This window comes from Algoriphagus antarcticus, assembly GCF_002150685.1.
Classification (GTDB): Bacteria; Bacteroidota; Bacteroidia; order Cytophagales; family Cyclobacteriaceae; genus Algoriphagus; species Algoriphagus antarcticus.
Map to the genome: position 1 here is coordinate 1 of NZ_MSSW01000049.1, position 17247 is coordinate 17247.

Genomic DNA, 17247 nt, shown 5'->3' on the forward strand with positions numbered 1-17247 from the left:
TCTTAAAAATTTCCCCTTTCACAAAATTCAGGGTAGAACCAAATAATATTATTTTCTGTTTCTAAAATCAGGTCGGTTGTAGGGTGAGTTAGCAACTTCACCCGTTTAAATACGGATCAATTTGAAATTGATAAGGAGAGTAAGGAGTAGTTACATCTGACTGTTGTACGGATTACACCTAGCTCAACTCCTAGTCTACATTTAGTTGGGGGACCTTCGTAAAAAACCCTCCATACCTAATTATCACCCAAAAACATTTTTTACCACTGCCAGATCTTTTTGATGAGCCGTCACCACATCCATCTGGCCTGCAGTTTTTGCTTCCAGGCACTGCTCGATGACCAAATGAGGCTTGATTTTTTTGTTCTTGAGTTGCTGAGCAAATTCGAAATAATCAATATCTCCGCTAGCAGAAAAAGTCTCATCCCAAATCCCATCTGTGGATTGTCGGAGATGAAGCTCCACGATTCTGTCTCCATACATTCTCAAAATGTCGAAAACTGCCAACTCGGAATTGTCAGATCCCCTATAGACCCAATGGGTATCAAAGCAAAAGGAGACATTTTTGGGATCGGTATTTTGAAGAACATGATGAATCTCCCGAGCTCCCGCCCGGAGTTCCATGTCATGGGTATGGTATGCGAGCGTGATTCCTTTTTGTCGGAGTAGTTTTCCAAGTCGATCCATAGCTTTCGACTGAATTTTGAGTTGAGCATCAGATTTATTGACGGGATTGTTCCAACTGATCGGGCTTGGATTGGTGACAAGGATCTTACATCCAAAAGGAGCTGCTACCTCTGCGATTTCTAAAACATTTTGAATGGACTTTTCCAATTCCACGGAATCATGAAGTACCGAATTGGCATACATGGAAGGCATACTGATTCCATTTTTTTTCATTTGTGGAATCAATTTATCCAGCATTGCAGCATTTTCGATAGCCGGTTCGTAGGCTTTCAATCCAGTTTTTGCATACAAACTCATATCAGAAGCCAAATTTTCTCCCCAGACTTTACCATCCCTTTTAAAAAAGGTGGTCCAGTTATATCCATTGCTAGCAATAGGCATCTCTTCCAGTCCGAAATTTCGAAAACCCAAACTCATCAAAAGTGGCACTGCGGCCAAGAAATTTCTTCGTTGCATAGTTTATCTTAGCTGGGATGTTGGGTGAAGTTTGCACTTTCACCGGTGTAAAAATATCAATTTAAAATTGATAAGGATAGGAAGGTGTGATTACATCCGACTGCTGTACGGATTATGCCTAGACCATAGCCTATTCTATGCTCAGTTGTTTCATAGAGAGTTTGTGGTTTAGGCTGGGTGAATCCCGATAATTATCGGGATGTAACTTCACCCAAATATCAAGAACAATTTGAAATTAATTCTACGCCTCATTTGCCAATTGCAAATTGGATTGGATAGTAAGGTGTAATTACAAATTACACCTAGCTCAACGCCTAGTCTACACTCAGTGGGGGGTACAAACTACGCCTAGACGAGGATGTGACCAAAGAATCGGTTGAGAAGTTTGTAGAATAATCGGCAGATTCCACACCAGTGCTGTTCACAAATAAAAACACTGCAAACGTTTAACCCAGGAAAGCTGGTAGAGGAACACTTCAAAGTAAAATCCACCTCAGAGTAAACAAACGGTGAACTAAATTGGGTAAATACAGCTATCGGTAACCTGAAAAAGAATCTGTTGGGAATCTACCACATGGTAAGTAAAAAACACCTCTATCTGAATGGATTAGCTTATAACTTAAATCGAAGATACTTTGGAGAAAAACTGTTCAACAGACTAATTATCGCAGCAGTTTATCCATACGTGCAACATTGCGAATAGTCATATAGCTTAATTAAGATTTGAATAGTTTCAGATTAAATCTGTATTAAATTTTTCAATATCCAAACAACCACTGCCAGATGGACATTTCCCTGATCTTTGCATCAATATTCTGTTGATTTTCGAGTTTCGCACTTTCAACATACCGTTTAATTAAAGCCACTGTTTCTTCAGCCTTTTCACTCTGTCTATAGAGATCAAATAAATAGTCTACTTCAATTTCATAGACAGAAACTTTCAAATTCCTTTTGAACTCAGTCATAGGTTTAAAATATTTTTTGTAGCGATCATCCTTACCGTCAGCAAAATAAACAGATTGAAAAGAAGTATTTAACTCATCAAAATCAGAGGTCAGTTTTTCAGAAAGCGCAAAAATCTCGTTTTTCTGAGCGTCATTCATAGAGATATTTTGTCGCCTCGCTCCGTTAATGTAAAGCACTCCATTGAGTTCTTCATGCAAGGCCGCATGATCCTTTTCTACATAAGTTAAAGTTCTTTGTATCTTCTTCTGCTGCTCCAAACTCATCAGAAGTTGAAAACCGCCTAACCTGAATATGTTTGATTGCAAAAAACATAAAACTATAGCTGCCACTATGGGAAGATTAGCATATACTTTTTTTGAGTTTTTCATTTCTTTTTAGTTTAAAGATGAAAATTAAAGCACCTAAAATCAATAAAAACACAGGAGTAACCAATTCTTGGATTGGTGAATCAGGATCTCCATCGTTCCATCTATAAATCACGTCTCTTCTGAAAAAGAACATAATCATTGAGACAAAAAACAAACTGATCCCGATCAATTTTCTTACAACCCTGGAAATTGATAAGAAAATACTTTCATTTCTTCCGTATTTAAATGTGTTGTTTTCAAATAGCAAATCCAGCTCATAGTTAAACTTCCTTTCCAATTCATTGTGATCCTTAAATTCAATAGGAAACTTTCCGTCTTTTTCTAAAGCCTTAATAAACAATGACCTAGAAACATCTTCGTTTTCAAGGGTAGGAAATAATGAGGCTTCAGTTTTTTGGTAAATATAAACGAGAGGTTTTCCCTCTTTTTTCCGAAGTCTGTTAGCGGTCTCGTATTCATCCTTTGTAAACTTGCCAATTTTACTCCAAAATAAAAGAACCAAAATATCTGCTTTCTCCACAATGGCGTTGTATTCCAATTGTTTTTCGGCTATTCCCAATTCCCCAGAAATTGTCTCCCAGATTTTCAGTTCCAGACGCACATTGTTCCTGATATTGATCCCGTTTCTTCTATTTATAAAAATCTCAAACTTCTCTCGTTCAAACAGCAATTCCTTTGAGGAAGCAAGGAAGATGGAATAGGTATTCATAGACGTCTAAAAAAGATTGGAAACTAAACCCATTTAAAAATAACACTTTCTATACTCAATCCAATTATCCGAAAAATAGAAAACGCCTCACTGATTTTAAAATCTAAATAGGCACTCCTGCAACTATTTGGAGATGTTTTCCTAATTTAAGAGGACACCGTTTTCCACCCTATCCAAATCATAAAATCAATCTTACTTTTTCTAGCAGGAAACCATCTTTTCTGCCTGTTCCACTCCAGACAAGTATGATGTCCTAATCAAAAATAGACAAATAGTCGATGGTTTTGGAAATACCTCCTATATCGTAGATATAGGGGGAAAGACTGAGGCAGCTCGCTACAGAAATGCGCTACAGAAGAACTTTAACGGGACATGCGTTTCGGCGCGGCTTTAACGATGAAGAACATTGACTCGGGCAACTGAGGGAAGCTTCGAACAGTAGCTTGGACGCAGATGGAAGACTATGGTTTCCAATTTGTTCGACGGGAAGAATTCGCAAGAATCTCTTCCCATTTTTGTTTTTTAGGGGGGTGATGCAGCTAACTATATTCCCAATTTGATATTGATTTTTCTCATCCTTAGCTAATTATAATTTTAATTTGGATGAAGGCGTAGTTACGTCCTACTACTATACGGATTACACCTAGACCAACCCCTAGTCTACGCTCAGTGGGGACCTATGAACTTGGTGATGGGAAAATTTAGATCTGAATTTTTGGCCATCAGCTCTTTGAATCGCTCTTGATTGACTTTACAGATTACTGCATCCTCTTTAGCTATAGCCAGATCTTCTCTCGAATTCTCAACTGCCAATACCAATTCTCCGAATATTTCTCCTGGCCCTTGTATGCCGAGAATCTTTTCTTTGCAGGTGTCAGAGACTTTTGAGATTTTGATTTTTCCTTTCTGTAAAAAGTAGATAGTCTTTGCTTGTGGAAATTACACAGCCTGATTCTTCGCCACATCAGCCATAACCGTCATTTTCTCTAAATCCATGAGCGCCTGAGGCTTCAGCACTTTCATCATACTGAAATTATCAAGGTACCAGATATGGGCGTTTTCAGTCAAAGCATGCATTTGATTAGATGTGTATTCAAACAGGTGAGCTTTAAATTAGTTAATTACATCAATAGGGTCTCATTTTTTTTGAGATGTCTTCATCGAGACTCTATCTTTCCCCTATTGTAAGTAACTTCAAGGTAAACTCTTCAAAAGTGATGAGCACATAATGAATTCTAGGTTTATCCGCTTTTCTGCCATTTAAGAGATAAAAGCTTTTGATGAAATTAAGCGTTTTGGTCACTTCGGCCTGCGCGCCTTAGCGTGTTTTCGGTCTTCCGTCTGCCAAATCAAAGAAAATAATGCTTCTGGCAACATTGCGGATATTCATAGTATACTTATTCAAACACTAAACACAATAAAGGCATGATACTCAATTCTTTTCAGCAGAAACTTAATGACGAGAATCCTTATGATTTCTCAGGTTTAAAAGCCGTTTATCTCAATTGTACCTTAAAGAAATCACCTGAACAATCTCATACTTCGGGTTTGATCAGTATGAGTCAGGCGATCATGGAAGCTAATGGTGTGTCGGTAGAAGTGATTCGTCCGGTAGATCATGCGATAGCTTTTGGAGTATATCCTGATATGAAAGAACATGGATGGGCTGTGGATGAGTGGCCGGAGATCCAGAAGAAAGTCATGGATGCGGATATTCTTGTTCTATGCACACCGATCTGGCTGGGTGATAAATCATCCATCGCAACTAGGACTATTGAGCGCTTGTATGGCTTTTCGAGTGAGTTAAATAAGCAAGGTCAATACGCTTACTATGGACGGGTAGGCGGATGTTTAGTGACAGGAAATGAAGATGGGATTAAGCATTGTGCTATGAATGTTCTGTACTCCTTGCAGCATTTGGGTTATTCTATTCCGCCGCAGGCAGATGCAGGTTGGATAGGAGAGGCGGGGCCTGGGCCTTCTTATATGGATGAAAATTCCGGTGGCCCTGAGAATGAATTCACCAATAGAAATACCACGTTCATGACATGGAATCTGATGCATTTGGCAAAGCAACTAAAGGATAATGGCGGCGTGCCGGCTTATGGAAATCAGCGAACCAAATGGGACGCTAGAACTGATAAGGATCACCCGAATCCTGAATACAGATCTTAAAGCTCGATCCTGGTTTTTAACCCTTTGTCAATAAGTCCATCGCAGCTTTCCCATGTCCTTCGGGTGTGGTGTAGAAAGGACGCTGTTCAATTTCGTAATTCGTTTCTGGGTCGATGCCCAACGCATGATAGACAGTTTGGAGAATGCCCTCGATTTTGGGAAATCACTTCTTTAAATCTTTTGAGGTTGCTACCGCAATCACTCTACCGCTTTTGCCTACGGCATTGTAAAAGTGATAAACAACTCCATTCCATTTTATTACCCAGGGTTTATGGGCATAGGTTTCATCATAGGGTTCTGAGGATGCGATCAAGTCTTCTCCTTTCCAATCTGTCCAATTTATCAAATCATAAGAACAGGCAAACCGTTCAAAAGCCCCGGGTTTCCAGAAAGCTCCAAAATAGAACATGACATAAACATCACCGATTTTCGCAATTTGTGCATCGCCACAAATCCCTTCATGTCTAGTAATAACAGGATTTTCTCCGTATCGTTTCCATGTTTTCATGTCGTTGGAAACGGCCATTGCAATACTTTCATAATCCGCCGTATCTCCCTTAGCATTATAATACATAACGAAAGGATATCCTATATGCTCCTTGCTATCACGAATGACTAAACTTTTGTAGATAGTTTTGTTATCAAACCAACGAGCCTCTTCATCTTCGGGAGATAACAGGGGAGCATTAGTTGTATTCCATACAGTTGCTTCTGTTAAGGAAGTGGAAGTTGCCATCCCGATTTTTAATGTGCCTGCTTCGTATCCAGTGGTGTTTCCACCTAAGTAGGTCATCCAGAAGTTATCTAGATAATTTTCTACTGAATAATCACCACCCCAATCAATAGTAATAAGAGATACATATCCAGCTTTTTGGTTGGCATCCCACGAGTTTTCTGTAAACGATAATATTTTTCCTTTCGATTCCCAGTTGAGCAAATCGTCACTTTTCGATAACCAAGTTTCATACCCTTGACCATCAAAAACTATGTAGGTCATATACCATATGTCATTTTTGCGAAAGATGGTTGGACTATCCACCATTTTTGTGGTATCTGGGTGTTGAACAACGATACCATATTTAAAAGGAGTTTTAATCTCATTGAAAATTTCCTCCATTTTCTCAGGGGATACATCCTTATTTAAGAAGGTTTCTCTCTGATTACAGCCGATTAATAATACCGCTGTTGCTACTGATAATAAAAAATTCTTCATCCTTGATGTATTTACTTTCCACTTATTGCATTGGTTTTTAAAGCTTTATCGGACTCATTAGCTCATAGTGTCTATTTTATTTGGGCTTGGATTGATTCTTCTATTCTTATGAAAAGTCACGATAGATCTTTACCCCTTAGCCAATAAGTCCATCGCAGCTTTCCCATGTCCATCGGGCGTGGTGTAGAAAGGTCGCTGTTCAATTTCGTAATTCGTTTCTGGGTCGATGCCCAACGCATGATAGACGGTTTGGTGAATACCGTCGATTTTGATCGGGTTTTCTATGCTCTTGCAAGGTCGTTCATCAGCGGTTTTACCATAGACGTGACCTTTCTTAATGCCTCCACCAAATAGGAGCATGGAGCAGCCATCTGTGAAATGCCTGTGCATTCCGTAGTTTTTCAGATCTTCGATGATATCAGGCACTTCTACTTGGTCAAGCACTTTCAGTCCAGGTCTTCCTTCAGTCAGCATATCCCGGCTAAATTCACTTGCTACGATTACCAGTGTTCTGTCCAGTTTTCCACTTTCTTCCAAATCAGAAATAAGTTGAGCGATCGGGGAATCGATCATTTTCTTCATGTCTTTCAGTCGGGTATGGCCATTGTCATGCGTATCCCATCCAAAAAACGGTTCGTATTCTGAAGTAACTGTGATATATCTTGCTCCTTGGTCTACCAGTCTTTTTGCCAAAAGACATCCCAGTCCAAACTTGCCGTTGTTGTACTTGTCATAGCTTGCTTTAGGTTCTAGGCTCAGATCAAATGCCTTGGCTTCTGGAGAATTCAGCAAAATATACGCCTGCTCCATGGATCGTTTGAGAGACTCTTTTTGATAATCAGAGCCATATTCACCCATTGCCCCAGCTGAAAGCAGGTTTTCGTAGAGTTGATTTCTCGACTCAAATCTACTGGTGGACATGCCGATAGGAGGGCGCACACTTTCCAATCCAGCACTCGGGTCAGGAATCAAAAATGGTCCATGCTCAGATCCCAAAAATCCAGCGCTGTGAAAAGCCTTTAATTCCTCACCCTCACCTACGGAAAATCGCTGACCGATATTGATGAATGATGGAATTACAGGATTTAGAGGGCCTAATTCCTTAGAAATCCACGATCCTATGTGTGGAACAACCACCGATTGTGGCGGTTCGTAGCAGGTATGAAAATGGTATTGGTGGCGTGTATGTAGAATGTGTCCCAGATCGGCGGCCACATAAGATCGGATCAAGGTTCCCTTGTCCATTACCTTGGCGAGGGATTCCAAGCCTTCGGAAAAGTGGATGCCGTCCAAAGCCGTCGGGATTGAAGGGAAGGTGCTTAGCACTTCCTTGGATTCCATTCCCTTACGGAAAGGGGTGTATTTCTTTGGATCGAAGGTTTCCGTATGAGCCATTCCTCCGGCCATGAAAAGCAAAATAACCGAATCTGCTGTTGCTGGAATCTTGTCTACGCCACAGGAAGATAGAAGTCCCGCCAACGGAGCTGCCATACCCATAGTAGCCATCGCAGCAGCAGAGGTTTTTTTGATAAAGTCTCGTCGGTTAAGTGGTGTTTTCATGGTTTGTTTTTCTATTTATTTGCAATGATGTAAGCAACCCTCTTTTCTTTACTTTGCCTGACCGAAGACCGAAGACGGGTGACGGAAGTGGCCTCAATTGAACTTCAATTGTTTTCCCAGATGATTGATCACTGAAAACTGATTACTGTGACTCAATATTCGTCTTCCGTCGCCTGTCTCCCAATTTGACAGATTGCTTCGTTGTAGCTCCTACCAATGAAGATTCCGAAACATCGGTGTCACGTCCTGATTTTACCTAACACCTTTTACTTTTTACCAATTAAACAAAGATTGCTTCGTTTCCCGACGAATCGCAAAAGGCAGTACCTACTCGCAATGACGATTCCGAAACATCGGTCATCGGTCATCTCACATCGGTCATCCGACATCCGACACCTATCATCCACCATCTACTCCTCGGCAATACCTTCTACTTCCAACTACGATCCTGCGCCAAGGAAAATGGCCTTTTGCTTTTAACCATGGCTACAAATATGTCAGCCCTCTGGGCTTGGTTTCATTTTCACAAAATAATTATTTGCGATCCGACTTCCGACACCCAGTACTCATTCAATGACGATTCCGAAACATCGGTCATCGGTCATCTCACATCTCACATCTCACATCCGACATCCGACATCCGACATCCGACATCCGACATCCGACATCCGACATCCGACACCCAACACCCAACACCCAACACCCGACATCCCCTTAATTCACCATCTGAAACTCCGGAAGCAATATCACCGCCCAGAATAAATCCTGGATTTTAGCTGCATCTGGATTTTGTCCCAACGACGCTTTTGCGATAGCCATCTCTTTCTCATTTGGCTTTCGGTTTAGCGCTTTTAGATATAATTCCTCCGTGATCTGTACTGGATCACTCAGTTGGGTTTTCCATTTTGCAGCCCCTTTTTGCAAGGCTGTATTCAATCTTTCTCCATTTGTAAGTTCGAGCGCCTGCAATAAACTTCCTTGAGCTTCTCTGCTGGTAGAGACGATTTCACGATTTGGCCTTCCAAGTGCTGTAAGGAATGGATTATTGGCTACTAGTGATGCTCGCGCAAAAGAAGGAGTAATATGCTCAGGTTTCTGCAACTCAAATGGATTGTATTTGATTTCTTCTTCTGGGAAAAGAGGATAGACAATTTCACTTACGGCATCAGAAAACTGTTCCGCTGTCATTCTCCTCCGAACCATCCCGTTGAACTTATAATCATCTGCCATGACCGCATCGTAGGATTCGTAGCCTATTGACTGAGATTGGTAGATTTTCGAACTTGCTATTTGATAGATCAGATCTTTCAAATCATAGCCATTTTCCACAAAATCGGAAGCCAGCCAATCCAGCAAATCCTGACTCCACGGCTCATTGTCCATTTCATCGACCGGCTCCACAATTCCTCTTCCCATAAGTTGCTTCCAAACCCGATTCACAATCGTGCGATACATCCTACCATTTGCCGGCTGAACCAATTTATCAGCAAGCTGTCTGAGCTTTTCAGCTTTAGTAGCAGCACTGTCAATGTCGCCTAATTCCTCCCAAAGGATCTCTGTCTTGGCAAATTTCCCTGTGGGAACTTCACAACGGCTGACTTCAAGTGTGGAGTCTGCAAAGATATTTGCGAAAGCATATGACTCTTCCAGTTTCCAGTCAGAGATAAAGCTATCGTGGCAGGAAGCACATTTCAAGTTTAAACCCAAAATCACCTGACCCACATTTTGCGCAGCCTGCATTTCAGTTCTTTGACTTGCATTTACTGTCCCACGCCAGCGAATTCCCTCGATAAAACCTTTGGACTTGTCGGTTGGATTCAGCAGTTCCTTCACGAATTGATCGTAAGGCTTATTGTCACGAAGGGAAGTGTAAAGCCAGTCGGTGATGTTGTAGCGGCCTTTGGTGATGTAGCCAGTTCCTGTGTAATCATTGCGAAGCACATCATTCCAGAAGGTTAGCCAGTGAGTCGCATAGTCATCAGATTTGCTTAATAAATCCTGTAGCCAAATGCTCCGCTTGTCAGGCCTGGAGTCTCTTCTGAATTCTTCCAGATCTTTTGGACTTGGGATTAAGCCTGTGATATCTAAATAGATTCTTCTGAGGTAGGTTTTATCATCCACCAATTCTTTCCATTCCAGTTTGTTTTCTTGAAGATAGGAATCAACCCAGAGATCGATGGGATTATCCAAGCCAGCCTTGTAAGCTGGAAGAGCTGGGTTTCTAGGGGCGAGTTTCGCTACTCGGTAAATAGACTGTTGGGCAGCTCCATCTGGCCAAGGTGCGCCTTTGGCTATCCAAAGTGCGATCAATTCTTTTTCTTGCTTGTTTAGCAATTTTCCTTTGGAAGGCATTACATCATCATGGTTTTTGCGCAGATTAATCCTCCTAATAATCTCACTTTCTCCGGGATTTCCAGGAATCAAAATCTGCCCAGATTCTCCTCCAGCGAAGAAAAACTCTTTTTCATCCAATCGTAATTCTGCTTCGATTTTTGATCCACTATGGCATTTGTAGCAGTTGTGTGCTAAAACCATTCGAACTTCTCCGATCAGCTTCATCTCTTTTTCCGGAGTAAGTTCTGCTTTGTAAGCGGCAAGGTTTATCGGAGTTTTTTCAATTTCAAATTCATTGGCTTTACTAGGCAAGACTTCAGTGAGGAAGTCCTCTCCATGCGTGAGCGATCCTCCAAAATGACCAGCTACTGACACACAGATGGCAGTAAGAAAAAGCGTGGCTCTAAAGGGTTTTATCTGAGAAGAAGTTGGTCTGCGTCTGATTTTTGAGAGAAAGAATAAAGTAATAAGACTCAAAATAGCCGTTCCAATTCCTATCCATTTATGCAAATCCAGCAAATCGCCAGATGTTCCTTCATTGGTAGCCAAAAGCCAACCCATAGGTGCTGCGAGGATTGCGCTTATTGCACCGATAGAAGCTAAGATCATTATTCCAGGCCTGATCTTGGAGTTGAATTCCCTGAAAGTAAACAGCTCCATCAATGCCGCCACCACAATCAATGCAATCGGGAAATGAACAATCAAAGGATGTAGTCTCCCGAAAAACTGCCAAAGCCAAAAAGCAGGTTCCTGTCCAGATTCTACTACTTCAGTTTGTGCAAAAGCTGAAATGTCAAACAAAAGCATGCATCCTCCAATAAAAAAGAGGTATAGCCAAATGTGTGAAAAGGATTTTTGAGATTGATTTTTCAATGGTGTTCAGAATAATGGGAACATTTAATAAGTGCTGATTCTGAGATGAGTACTTATCCAACAAGTGAAAAATAGTGGTTTTGTTGGTTAAAGCTATCCTGTTTGTGGATTGATTTGATAAGTGGATTTATTCCCCGCAGATTAACGCTGAAAAGATTCGCCGATAGACGCAGATTTTTCTGCATTGAATTTTCGGGAAATAGGAGTTGAGCTTCTGGTGAAGCAGGATAACTTTCAGTAGAAAGTGGTATTACGCTCCTTCAGAGCTTTGGGAACTTGATGTTTTCTTTATCACCCAGCCCATCCGAGCTGGGCTTTGGTATGGCGGGCTTTCAGGCCTATTAATTTGTATGAGGGTTCATTTTAACTGCGTCTTCCAATTTCCCAAGTTCAGTTCGGTCTTGGAGACACAAACAGAGGCGAAAGATGTTTTTAACAAACTCAAGGCTAACTAATCATGATAAGAGCAGCAATGCCCTCTGTGTTAATCTCCCTACGCTTTGCGGTTTAAAAAACTCTTTCCTTCACCAATTGATCCATCACCCAGTTGGCTCTTGCTCCGCTGATTCCGGTGCTTTGGCAAGTTTCGGTTCCTAGAAGATCTCCGACAATAGTTTTTATCAATGGTTGCTGTATGTGTTTTGGAAGGTCAAAAGAGAATTTTTCGATTCCATTTTCGTCAGTTTCCAAAGTGAATTCTCCTTTACCAAAGGTCTCATAAGTGATTTTTCCTTTGCTGCCATAGATTATTGTTTGGTCTATTTCTGCGTTCTCAGAGGTAGTAAAGCACCAGTTTCCTGATCCCAGAATTCCACTTTCAAACACAAAACTTCCTGTGACAATGTCTTCTGCTTCATATGTTTTCGCCTGATTGGAAGCAAATCCAGTTGCATGTGTGATTTTCCCGAAGAAAAAATCTAATAAGTCTAGCTGATGAGAAGCAAGGTCAAAGAAATATCCGCCGCCAGCCATTTCAGGATCAACCCTCCAGTTGGTTTCCACTTTGGTGATTAAAGAGGCATCTAGTTTTTGCTTGAGATTGATATGTACGGTTCGGATTTCTCCTAGAATTCCTTGATTGATCAGCTCTTTGATTTTCAGAAAATGCGGAAGTTCTCTGCGATAGTAGGCTATGTAAAGCGGAACATTGGCTTGCTCGCAGACTTTAATCATTTCCAGACACTCAGCGTGAGTTCGTGCCATTGGTTTTTCTACATAAACTGGCTTGCCCGCTGAGGCAGCAAGTTTCGCCAGTTCCAAATGAGCATTTGGAGGAGTGGCGATGTAAATGGCATTCACTTCAGGATCGTTTATCAGATCATTTGCAGAAGTGTACCATTTGGAGATTCCGTGTCTGTCGGCGTAGTCTTTTACTTTCTCTTCCGATCGACGCATGACTGCAGCTATTTTACTATTTGGGATTAGGTTCATGGCAGGTGCGGATTTGACTTCGCATACATTTCCCACGCCTAGAATTCCCCATCTTACTTCGGTGTCTTGGTTTTTGCTCATAAGCTAAAAATAGGGGATAAGCTAATAAATAAGACCATTTGATACCCCTAAATCTCAAGATTGTTTATTATGCAGGAGATGGATTTCTTCTTTTCATGACCAAACTATCCGCAGGATAAGTAGCTTTCAAATAAGCCATCTGATCTTTTGCCCAGTCGATAATCACTTGTCGATCAGCGTCGGAAAGATTTGCTTCAGGGTGAAGACCGAAATTTGTGTAGGATTTCAAAGGCATCTCCTTTTCTTCCACCATTTCTATAATTTCCTCTAGCTTGTGATTCTGATAAGCCAGAGGGCGATTAGTGAATTCGTCAAGATTTAATTCTCCTTTGCCTTCCTGGATATGGTCGTTAAGCCAATAACCTACAGGCTCTATACTTGCATACCATGGGTATTCGGACTTATTAGTATGGCAATTGTTACAGGCATTTACGAGTAACTTATTGACATTGTCTGGAATATTATAGCTGCCGGAAATAGGGTGCTCAGCAGGTTTGCCTTCGTTTTTCTCATAAGGGATAAACTGTATGGCAACTAGGACGACTAAAACGACTAATCCGATTTTTTTTAGCATGGCTTAAGGAATTTTCAGTTAGACTCAAGAAGTTTGACAGGCTTAAACATATCAATAAATCAAGTGAAAGACAATCTGTATTTTAATTGCAATGGGCTAAATGATTATGACATAGATGTACAATCATTTAGCCCAAAATGTAACTATAAATTAACTTTTAGTTCAAACTCGCTTGATTGATCACCAGCTATAAGCGGAAATAGAATTAGTTCTTCAAAATATGTGAATCTTGAGTGATGAACTAGCAATATACGCCTAAGGGAAGCTGGAAATACCTGAGTAGTTGCTATCTTTTATGCCAGGATTTGCCCTTATTCTTTGAATAAAAATTCCCTTTTGGGCCTTCTCCTAATAATTCTTTACCTCCATCGGCAAGGTCTGTAAATTCTCCTGGACTCGCTGGATTCCCCATATATCGTTGATTCCAAGTCTCGCCTTCATCGACCGAATATTCAATTTTAAGCAGGTTGGTAGGGCAGATACGTATTAGTTCTTTTCCCTTTTTAATCATTTGTGCCATTTATTATTTATTTAATTATTGCCAATCTAAGAATGCTTGTCGTTTAAAAAAAAACTAAGCAAAGTATTTATGGATAAAATCCTAATTATTATTACTTCCTTCTAAAATATTTTTCACTTTTCAGCCCAAAACCTTTTTTTTTCACATGATAGTTGAATATAATGCACTTCAAAGAATGAGATTTTAAGCTAGAAGGATTCTTTTTTTGGCTGATTTACACTTTTATTTTAAAATATCGAAACCCGTTCAAAATCAATTTGAACGGGTTTCGAATGATTCATTTTTGGTGAGGGATTAGATCTCCCATCCTTCTCGGTACGTTCTTCCAACAAATTGGTTGGCCTCTTCAAAGTTAGTGATAAGAAGTTTGTCACCATCCCAAAGTAGTTTTTTACGTCCGTAGAATTCTGGCTGTCCCTTACTGTTTTCTCTACGAAGCATATAGCTGCGTATCGCTAGGTTACCCATTAAAACAGTTTCAGTCATCGGTCCAGCATAGTCGAATGAAGAAGTCAAACCTTTGTGCTCAGCGCTTCCAAAACCTGCCTTACAAGCATCCACCCATTTTCTCTGGTGTCCATATTCCGGTTCAATGTTTTCTTCCGTTTGAGGTCCAAATTCCTGAGTACCGTCATTCAAGTACAGCTTAGGCTTCAATGGAGAGCTGTCATTGATATTGGTAGCGATTATGCCTTTTTCACCGATGATCAATACACCATTTGCTCCACCGCCTATTTCCTGATCGGCAGGAATAATATCTGGGTGAGCTGGTTTGATACCACCGTCCATCCAAGTCATATTAATAGGTGACTTGCTTTTGGCGGTAGCCGCAAAATTCAATGAAATGAACGAGGAAGCAGGACATCCAGCGGGATGATAATCCGGTGTCCACATGCCACTATATACCGATCCTACACTGCATTCTGCGTCAGTAGGATAATGTAAGCCTAAAGTTCTGAAAGGAATATCGATCAGGTGACATCCTACATCACCTAATGCTCCAGTACCGTAATTCCACCACCCTCTCCAGCTGAACGGGTGAAGATCTGGTGTATAAGGAATCTCTGGAGACGGGCCTAGCCATAGATTCCAGTTCAATGCATCTGGCTTAGCGCTTGGTGTTGGTTTAGGGAAAGCACCGCCTTGAGGCCATACAGGTCTGTTTGTCCAAACTTCTACTTTAGAGATCTTACCAATTTTATCGTCATCTACCCATTTTTGTACAAGTTTCAATAGCTCGTTTGAACCACCTTGATTTCCCATTTGGGTTACCACTTTTTGACTTCTTGCCATTTCAGTCAGCATTCTTGCTTCCTTGATGTTATGAGTCATTGGCTTCTGAACATACACGTGCTTGCCACGCTCCATCGCATATTTGGCTGCCGGACCGTGAACGTGATCTGGGGTAGAAATGGTCACCGCATCGATATCCTTTTCTTTATCGAGCATTTCGCGGAAATCAGCATACCGTTTTGCATCTGGGAATCTCTCTACTGAGGCTTTGGCAGATCCCGAAAAATCAACATCACATAGTGCAGTAACTCTCTCACGCCCATTTACTGAGGCATTTCTAATATCGCTGGCACCTTTTCCTCCGGCTCCGATTGCTGCTAAATTCAATTGATCACTTGGAGCAATAAAGCCAACACCGCCCAGCACATGCCGGGGAACAATCATGAATGAGGAGGCAATTGCTGCATTTTTGATAAAATCCCGTCGGGTTTGTCCTTCAGAATTTTTCTTGGGTTTGTGCATGAGGTTATTAGGTTAAAGTCAAATAAGTGTTCTAAAATAGGGATTTATTTTTTTGGATGAATCCTGTTTGTTTTTAAAACGTGGATATGGAATGATCAGTGGTAAAGGCTGAAAATATCTGAAAATCAAATTTGATCAATGCGCCGAGTAATGTTCCATACTTTTTCGAAAAAAAATGTAAGGCTAACAAGAAGTGATTTGAAAATCATTGTGCAATCGATTGTATTTTGCGGGTAATCCATTTTTTTGGTTTATGTTTTATTTTTTACTTTTTCCATTTACCGATGGAAATTATCAACAAATAGTAAAAAATCAGGATAATGCAGGTAGCCAATGCAAGAATTTCCTAGTTTCTTTGAATATATTGAAACCAAATAGCTTTGAAATAATAAATTCAACTAGCCTGAAATGAAAATAGGAGTTTTAAAAGAGATGAAGGAAGGAGAACGTAGGGTAGCACTCAGTCCTGATGTCATCAAGCAATTAATCAAGAAAGAGTTTTCTGTCACAGTAGAGAATGATGCTGGCGTTGGATCTAATTTTTCTGATAAAGATTATACTGAAGCTGGTGCTACTGTAGGTAGTCCACAGGAGGTATTTGCTGCGGATGTTCTACTTAAGGTCAATATTTTTTCGAAAGAAGAAGTTGCTCAGATGAAAAATGGCGGGGCATGCATCTCCATTATGTATGCCTATAATCATCCCGAAATACTGGACGAATTGAATAAGAAATCCATCATGTCCTTTTCTATGGATGCTGTTCCTAGGATTTCCCGAGCGCAGAAAATGGACTGTTTGAGTTCTCAGGCCAATCTCGCCGGATATAAATCGGTAATTTTGGGAGCAAATTATCTGGAGAAAATTTTTCCACTAATGATGACCGCCTCTGGTACGATCACTCCTGCAAAGGTCTTGATTTTCGGCGCTGGAGTGGCTGGTCTACAAGCAATCGCTACTGCCAAAAGATTGGGAGCAGTCGTAGAAGTAAGTGATGTGCGTCCTGAGACCAAGGAGCAGGTAGAGTCTTTAGGTGGGCGGTTTTTGACTGTCGAAGGAGCAGAAGAGGTAAAAGTGGAGGGTGGATACGCTGCTGAGGTTTCTGCTGAGTTTTTGCAAAAGCAGAAAGAACTCATTCAAAGTAAAATCAAGGATTCGGATCTGGTGATTACCACTGCTTTGGTGATGGGGAAAAAATCTCCAATTCTAGTGACAGAAGATATGGTCAAAAGCATGAAAAAAGGTGCGGTGATCGTAGATATGGCTGTGGAGTCCGGTGGAAATTGTGAGATCTCCGAGAAGGATCAAATCGTACGAAAATATGGCGTGACCATCATCGGTGAATCAAACTTGCCATCCCTTCTCTCTACCAACGCAAGTCAACTTTATGCTACGAATATTAGCACGCTGCTTATGCATTTGGCAACCAAAGATGGATTCAATCTCGATCGTGAGGAAGAAATCACTAAAGGAGTTTTGATCACTTACGAAGGTCAAGTGGTCCATGAATTCACCAATAAAATTTTAAATAAATAAGATTTAACCCTT

At 40.8% G+C, this 17247-nt stretch carries 14 protein-coding genes and 2 pseudogenes; 3 read left to right on the forward strand and 13 right to left on the reverse strand.

The window, feature by feature from the left end; genetic code table 11:
* Positions 1–243: 243 nt before the first annotated feature.
* Positions 244–1143, reverse strand: coding sequence for a sugar phosphate isomerase/epimerase family protein (locus BVH04_RS16020; protein WP_240510952.1), 900 nt, complete (start codon positions 1141–1143; stop codon positions 244–246).
* Between the two features lie 354 nt (positions 1144–1497).
* Here BVH04_RS16020 and BVH04_RS25200 point away from each other — a divergent pair.
* Positions 1498–1846 (forward strand): annotated as a pseudogene (locus BVH04_RS25200) (transposase); the annotation flags it as partial.
* Between the two features lie 55 nt (positions 1847–1901).
* Here the strand turns inward: BVH04_RS25200 and BVH04_RS16025 are convergent.
* The 4 genes from BVH04_RS16025 to BVH04_RS26390 all read right to left on the reverse strand — a co-directional run bounded on the left by BVH04_RS16025 (position 1902) and on the right by BVH04_RS26390 (position 4254).
* Positions 1902–2477 carry a hypothetical protein gene (locus BVH04_RS16025; protein ID WP_086542481.1) on the reverse strand — a complete coding sequence of 192 codons (576 nt, stop codon included), beginning with the start codon at positions 2475–2477 and terminating at the stop codon, positions 1902–1904.
* On the reverse strand, positions 2449–3186 hold the full coding sequence (locus BVH04_RS16030; protein WP_086542482.1) for a hypothetical protein: 738 nt from the start codon (positions 3184–3186) through the stop codon (positions 2449–2451). Before BVH04_RS16030 ends, BVH04_RS16025 begins: the two co-directional genes overlap by 29 nt.
* A 666-nt stretch (positions 3187–3852) precedes the next feature.
* Positions 3853–4107, reverse strand: a complete 255-nt coding sequence (locus tag BVH04_RS26675; protein ID WP_086542483.1) for a Crp/Fnr family transcriptional regulator — start codon at positions 4105–4107, stop codon at positions 3853–3855.
* Positions 4108–4125: 18 nt separating this feature from the next.
* Complete coding sequence (locus BVH04_RS26390) at positions 4126–4254, reverse strand: hypothetical protein (protein WP_262481372.1); 129 nt, start codon at positions 4252–4254, stop codon at positions 4126–4128.
* 357 nt (positions 4255–4611) lie between these two features.
* Between BVH04_RS26390 and BVH04_RS16040 the strand changes: the two genes are divergently transcribed.
* Positions 4612–5361, forward strand: a complete 750-nt coding sequence (locus BVH04_RS16040; RefSeq protein ID WP_086542484.1) for a flavodoxin family protein — start codon at positions 4612–4614, stop codon at positions 5359–5361.
* A gap of 16 nt (positions 5362–5377) precedes the next feature.
* Here the strand turns inward: BVH04_RS16040 and BVH04_RS26790 are convergent.
* From BVH04_RS26790 to BVH04_RS16075, 8 genes and pseudogenes are all read right to left on the reverse strand, one after another.
* Positions 5378–5518: pseudogene (locus BVH04_RS26790) on the reverse strand (DUF1501 domain-containing protein); the annotation flags it as partial.
* 6 nt (positions 5519–5524) lie between these two features.
* Complete coding sequence (locus BVH04_RS16045; RefSeq protein WP_086542485.1) at positions 5525–6574, reverse strand: glycoside hydrolase family protein; 1050 nt, start codon at positions 6572–6574, stop codon at positions 5525–5527.
* A 129-nt stretch (positions 6575–6703) separates the two neighbouring features.
* On the reverse strand, positions 6704–8134 hold the full coding sequence (locus BVH04_RS16050) for a DUF1501 domain-containing protein (protein WP_086542486.1): 1431 nt from the start codon (positions 8132–8134) through the stop codon (positions 6704–6706).
* A 714-nt stretch (positions 8135–8848) separates the two neighbouring features.
* Positions 8849–11275 carry a DUF1549 domain-containing protein gene (locus BVH04_RS16055; protein WP_086542487.1) on the reverse strand — a complete coding sequence of 809 codons (2427 nt, stop codon included), beginning with the start codon at positions 11273–11275 and terminating at the stop codon, positions 8849–8851.
* Between the two features lie 573 nt (positions 11276–11848).
* Positions 11849–12853, reverse strand: a complete 1005-nt coding sequence (locus BVH04_RS16060; RefSeq protein WP_086542488.1) for a Gfo/Idh/MocA family protein — start codon at positions 12851–12853, stop codon at positions 11849–11851.
* Positions 12854–12920: 67 nt separating this feature from the next.
* Positions 12921–13427 (reverse strand): heme-binding domain-containing protein, encoded by a 507-nt coding sequence (locus BVH04_RS16065; protein ID WP_086542489.1) that lies wholly within the window; start codon positions 13425–13427, stop codon positions 12921–12923.
* A 286-nt stretch (positions 13428–13713) separates the two neighbouring features.
* Complete coding sequence (locus BVH04_RS16070; RefSeq protein ID WP_086542490.1) at positions 13714–13947, reverse strand: sialidase family protein; 234 nt, start codon at positions 13945–13947, stop codon at positions 13714–13716.
* Positions 13948–14241: 294 nt separating this feature from the next.
* Positions 14242–15702, reverse strand: coding sequence for a Gfo/Idh/MocA family protein (locus BVH04_RS16075; protein WP_086542491.1), 1461 nt, complete (start codon positions 15700–15702; stop codon positions 14242–14244).
* Positions 15703–16110: 408 nt separating this feature from the next.
* On the opposite strand from BVH04_RS16075, the gene BVH04_RS16080 reads away from it, so the two are divergent.
* Positions 16111–17235 carry a Re/Si-specific NAD(P)(+) transhydrogenase subunit alpha gene (locus BVH04_RS16080; protein ID WP_086542492.1) on the forward strand — a complete coding sequence of 375 codons (1125 nt, stop codon included), beginning with the start codon at positions 16111–16113 and terminating at the stop codon, positions 17233–17235.
* The last annotated feature ends 12 nt before the right edge of the window (positions 17236–17247 follow it).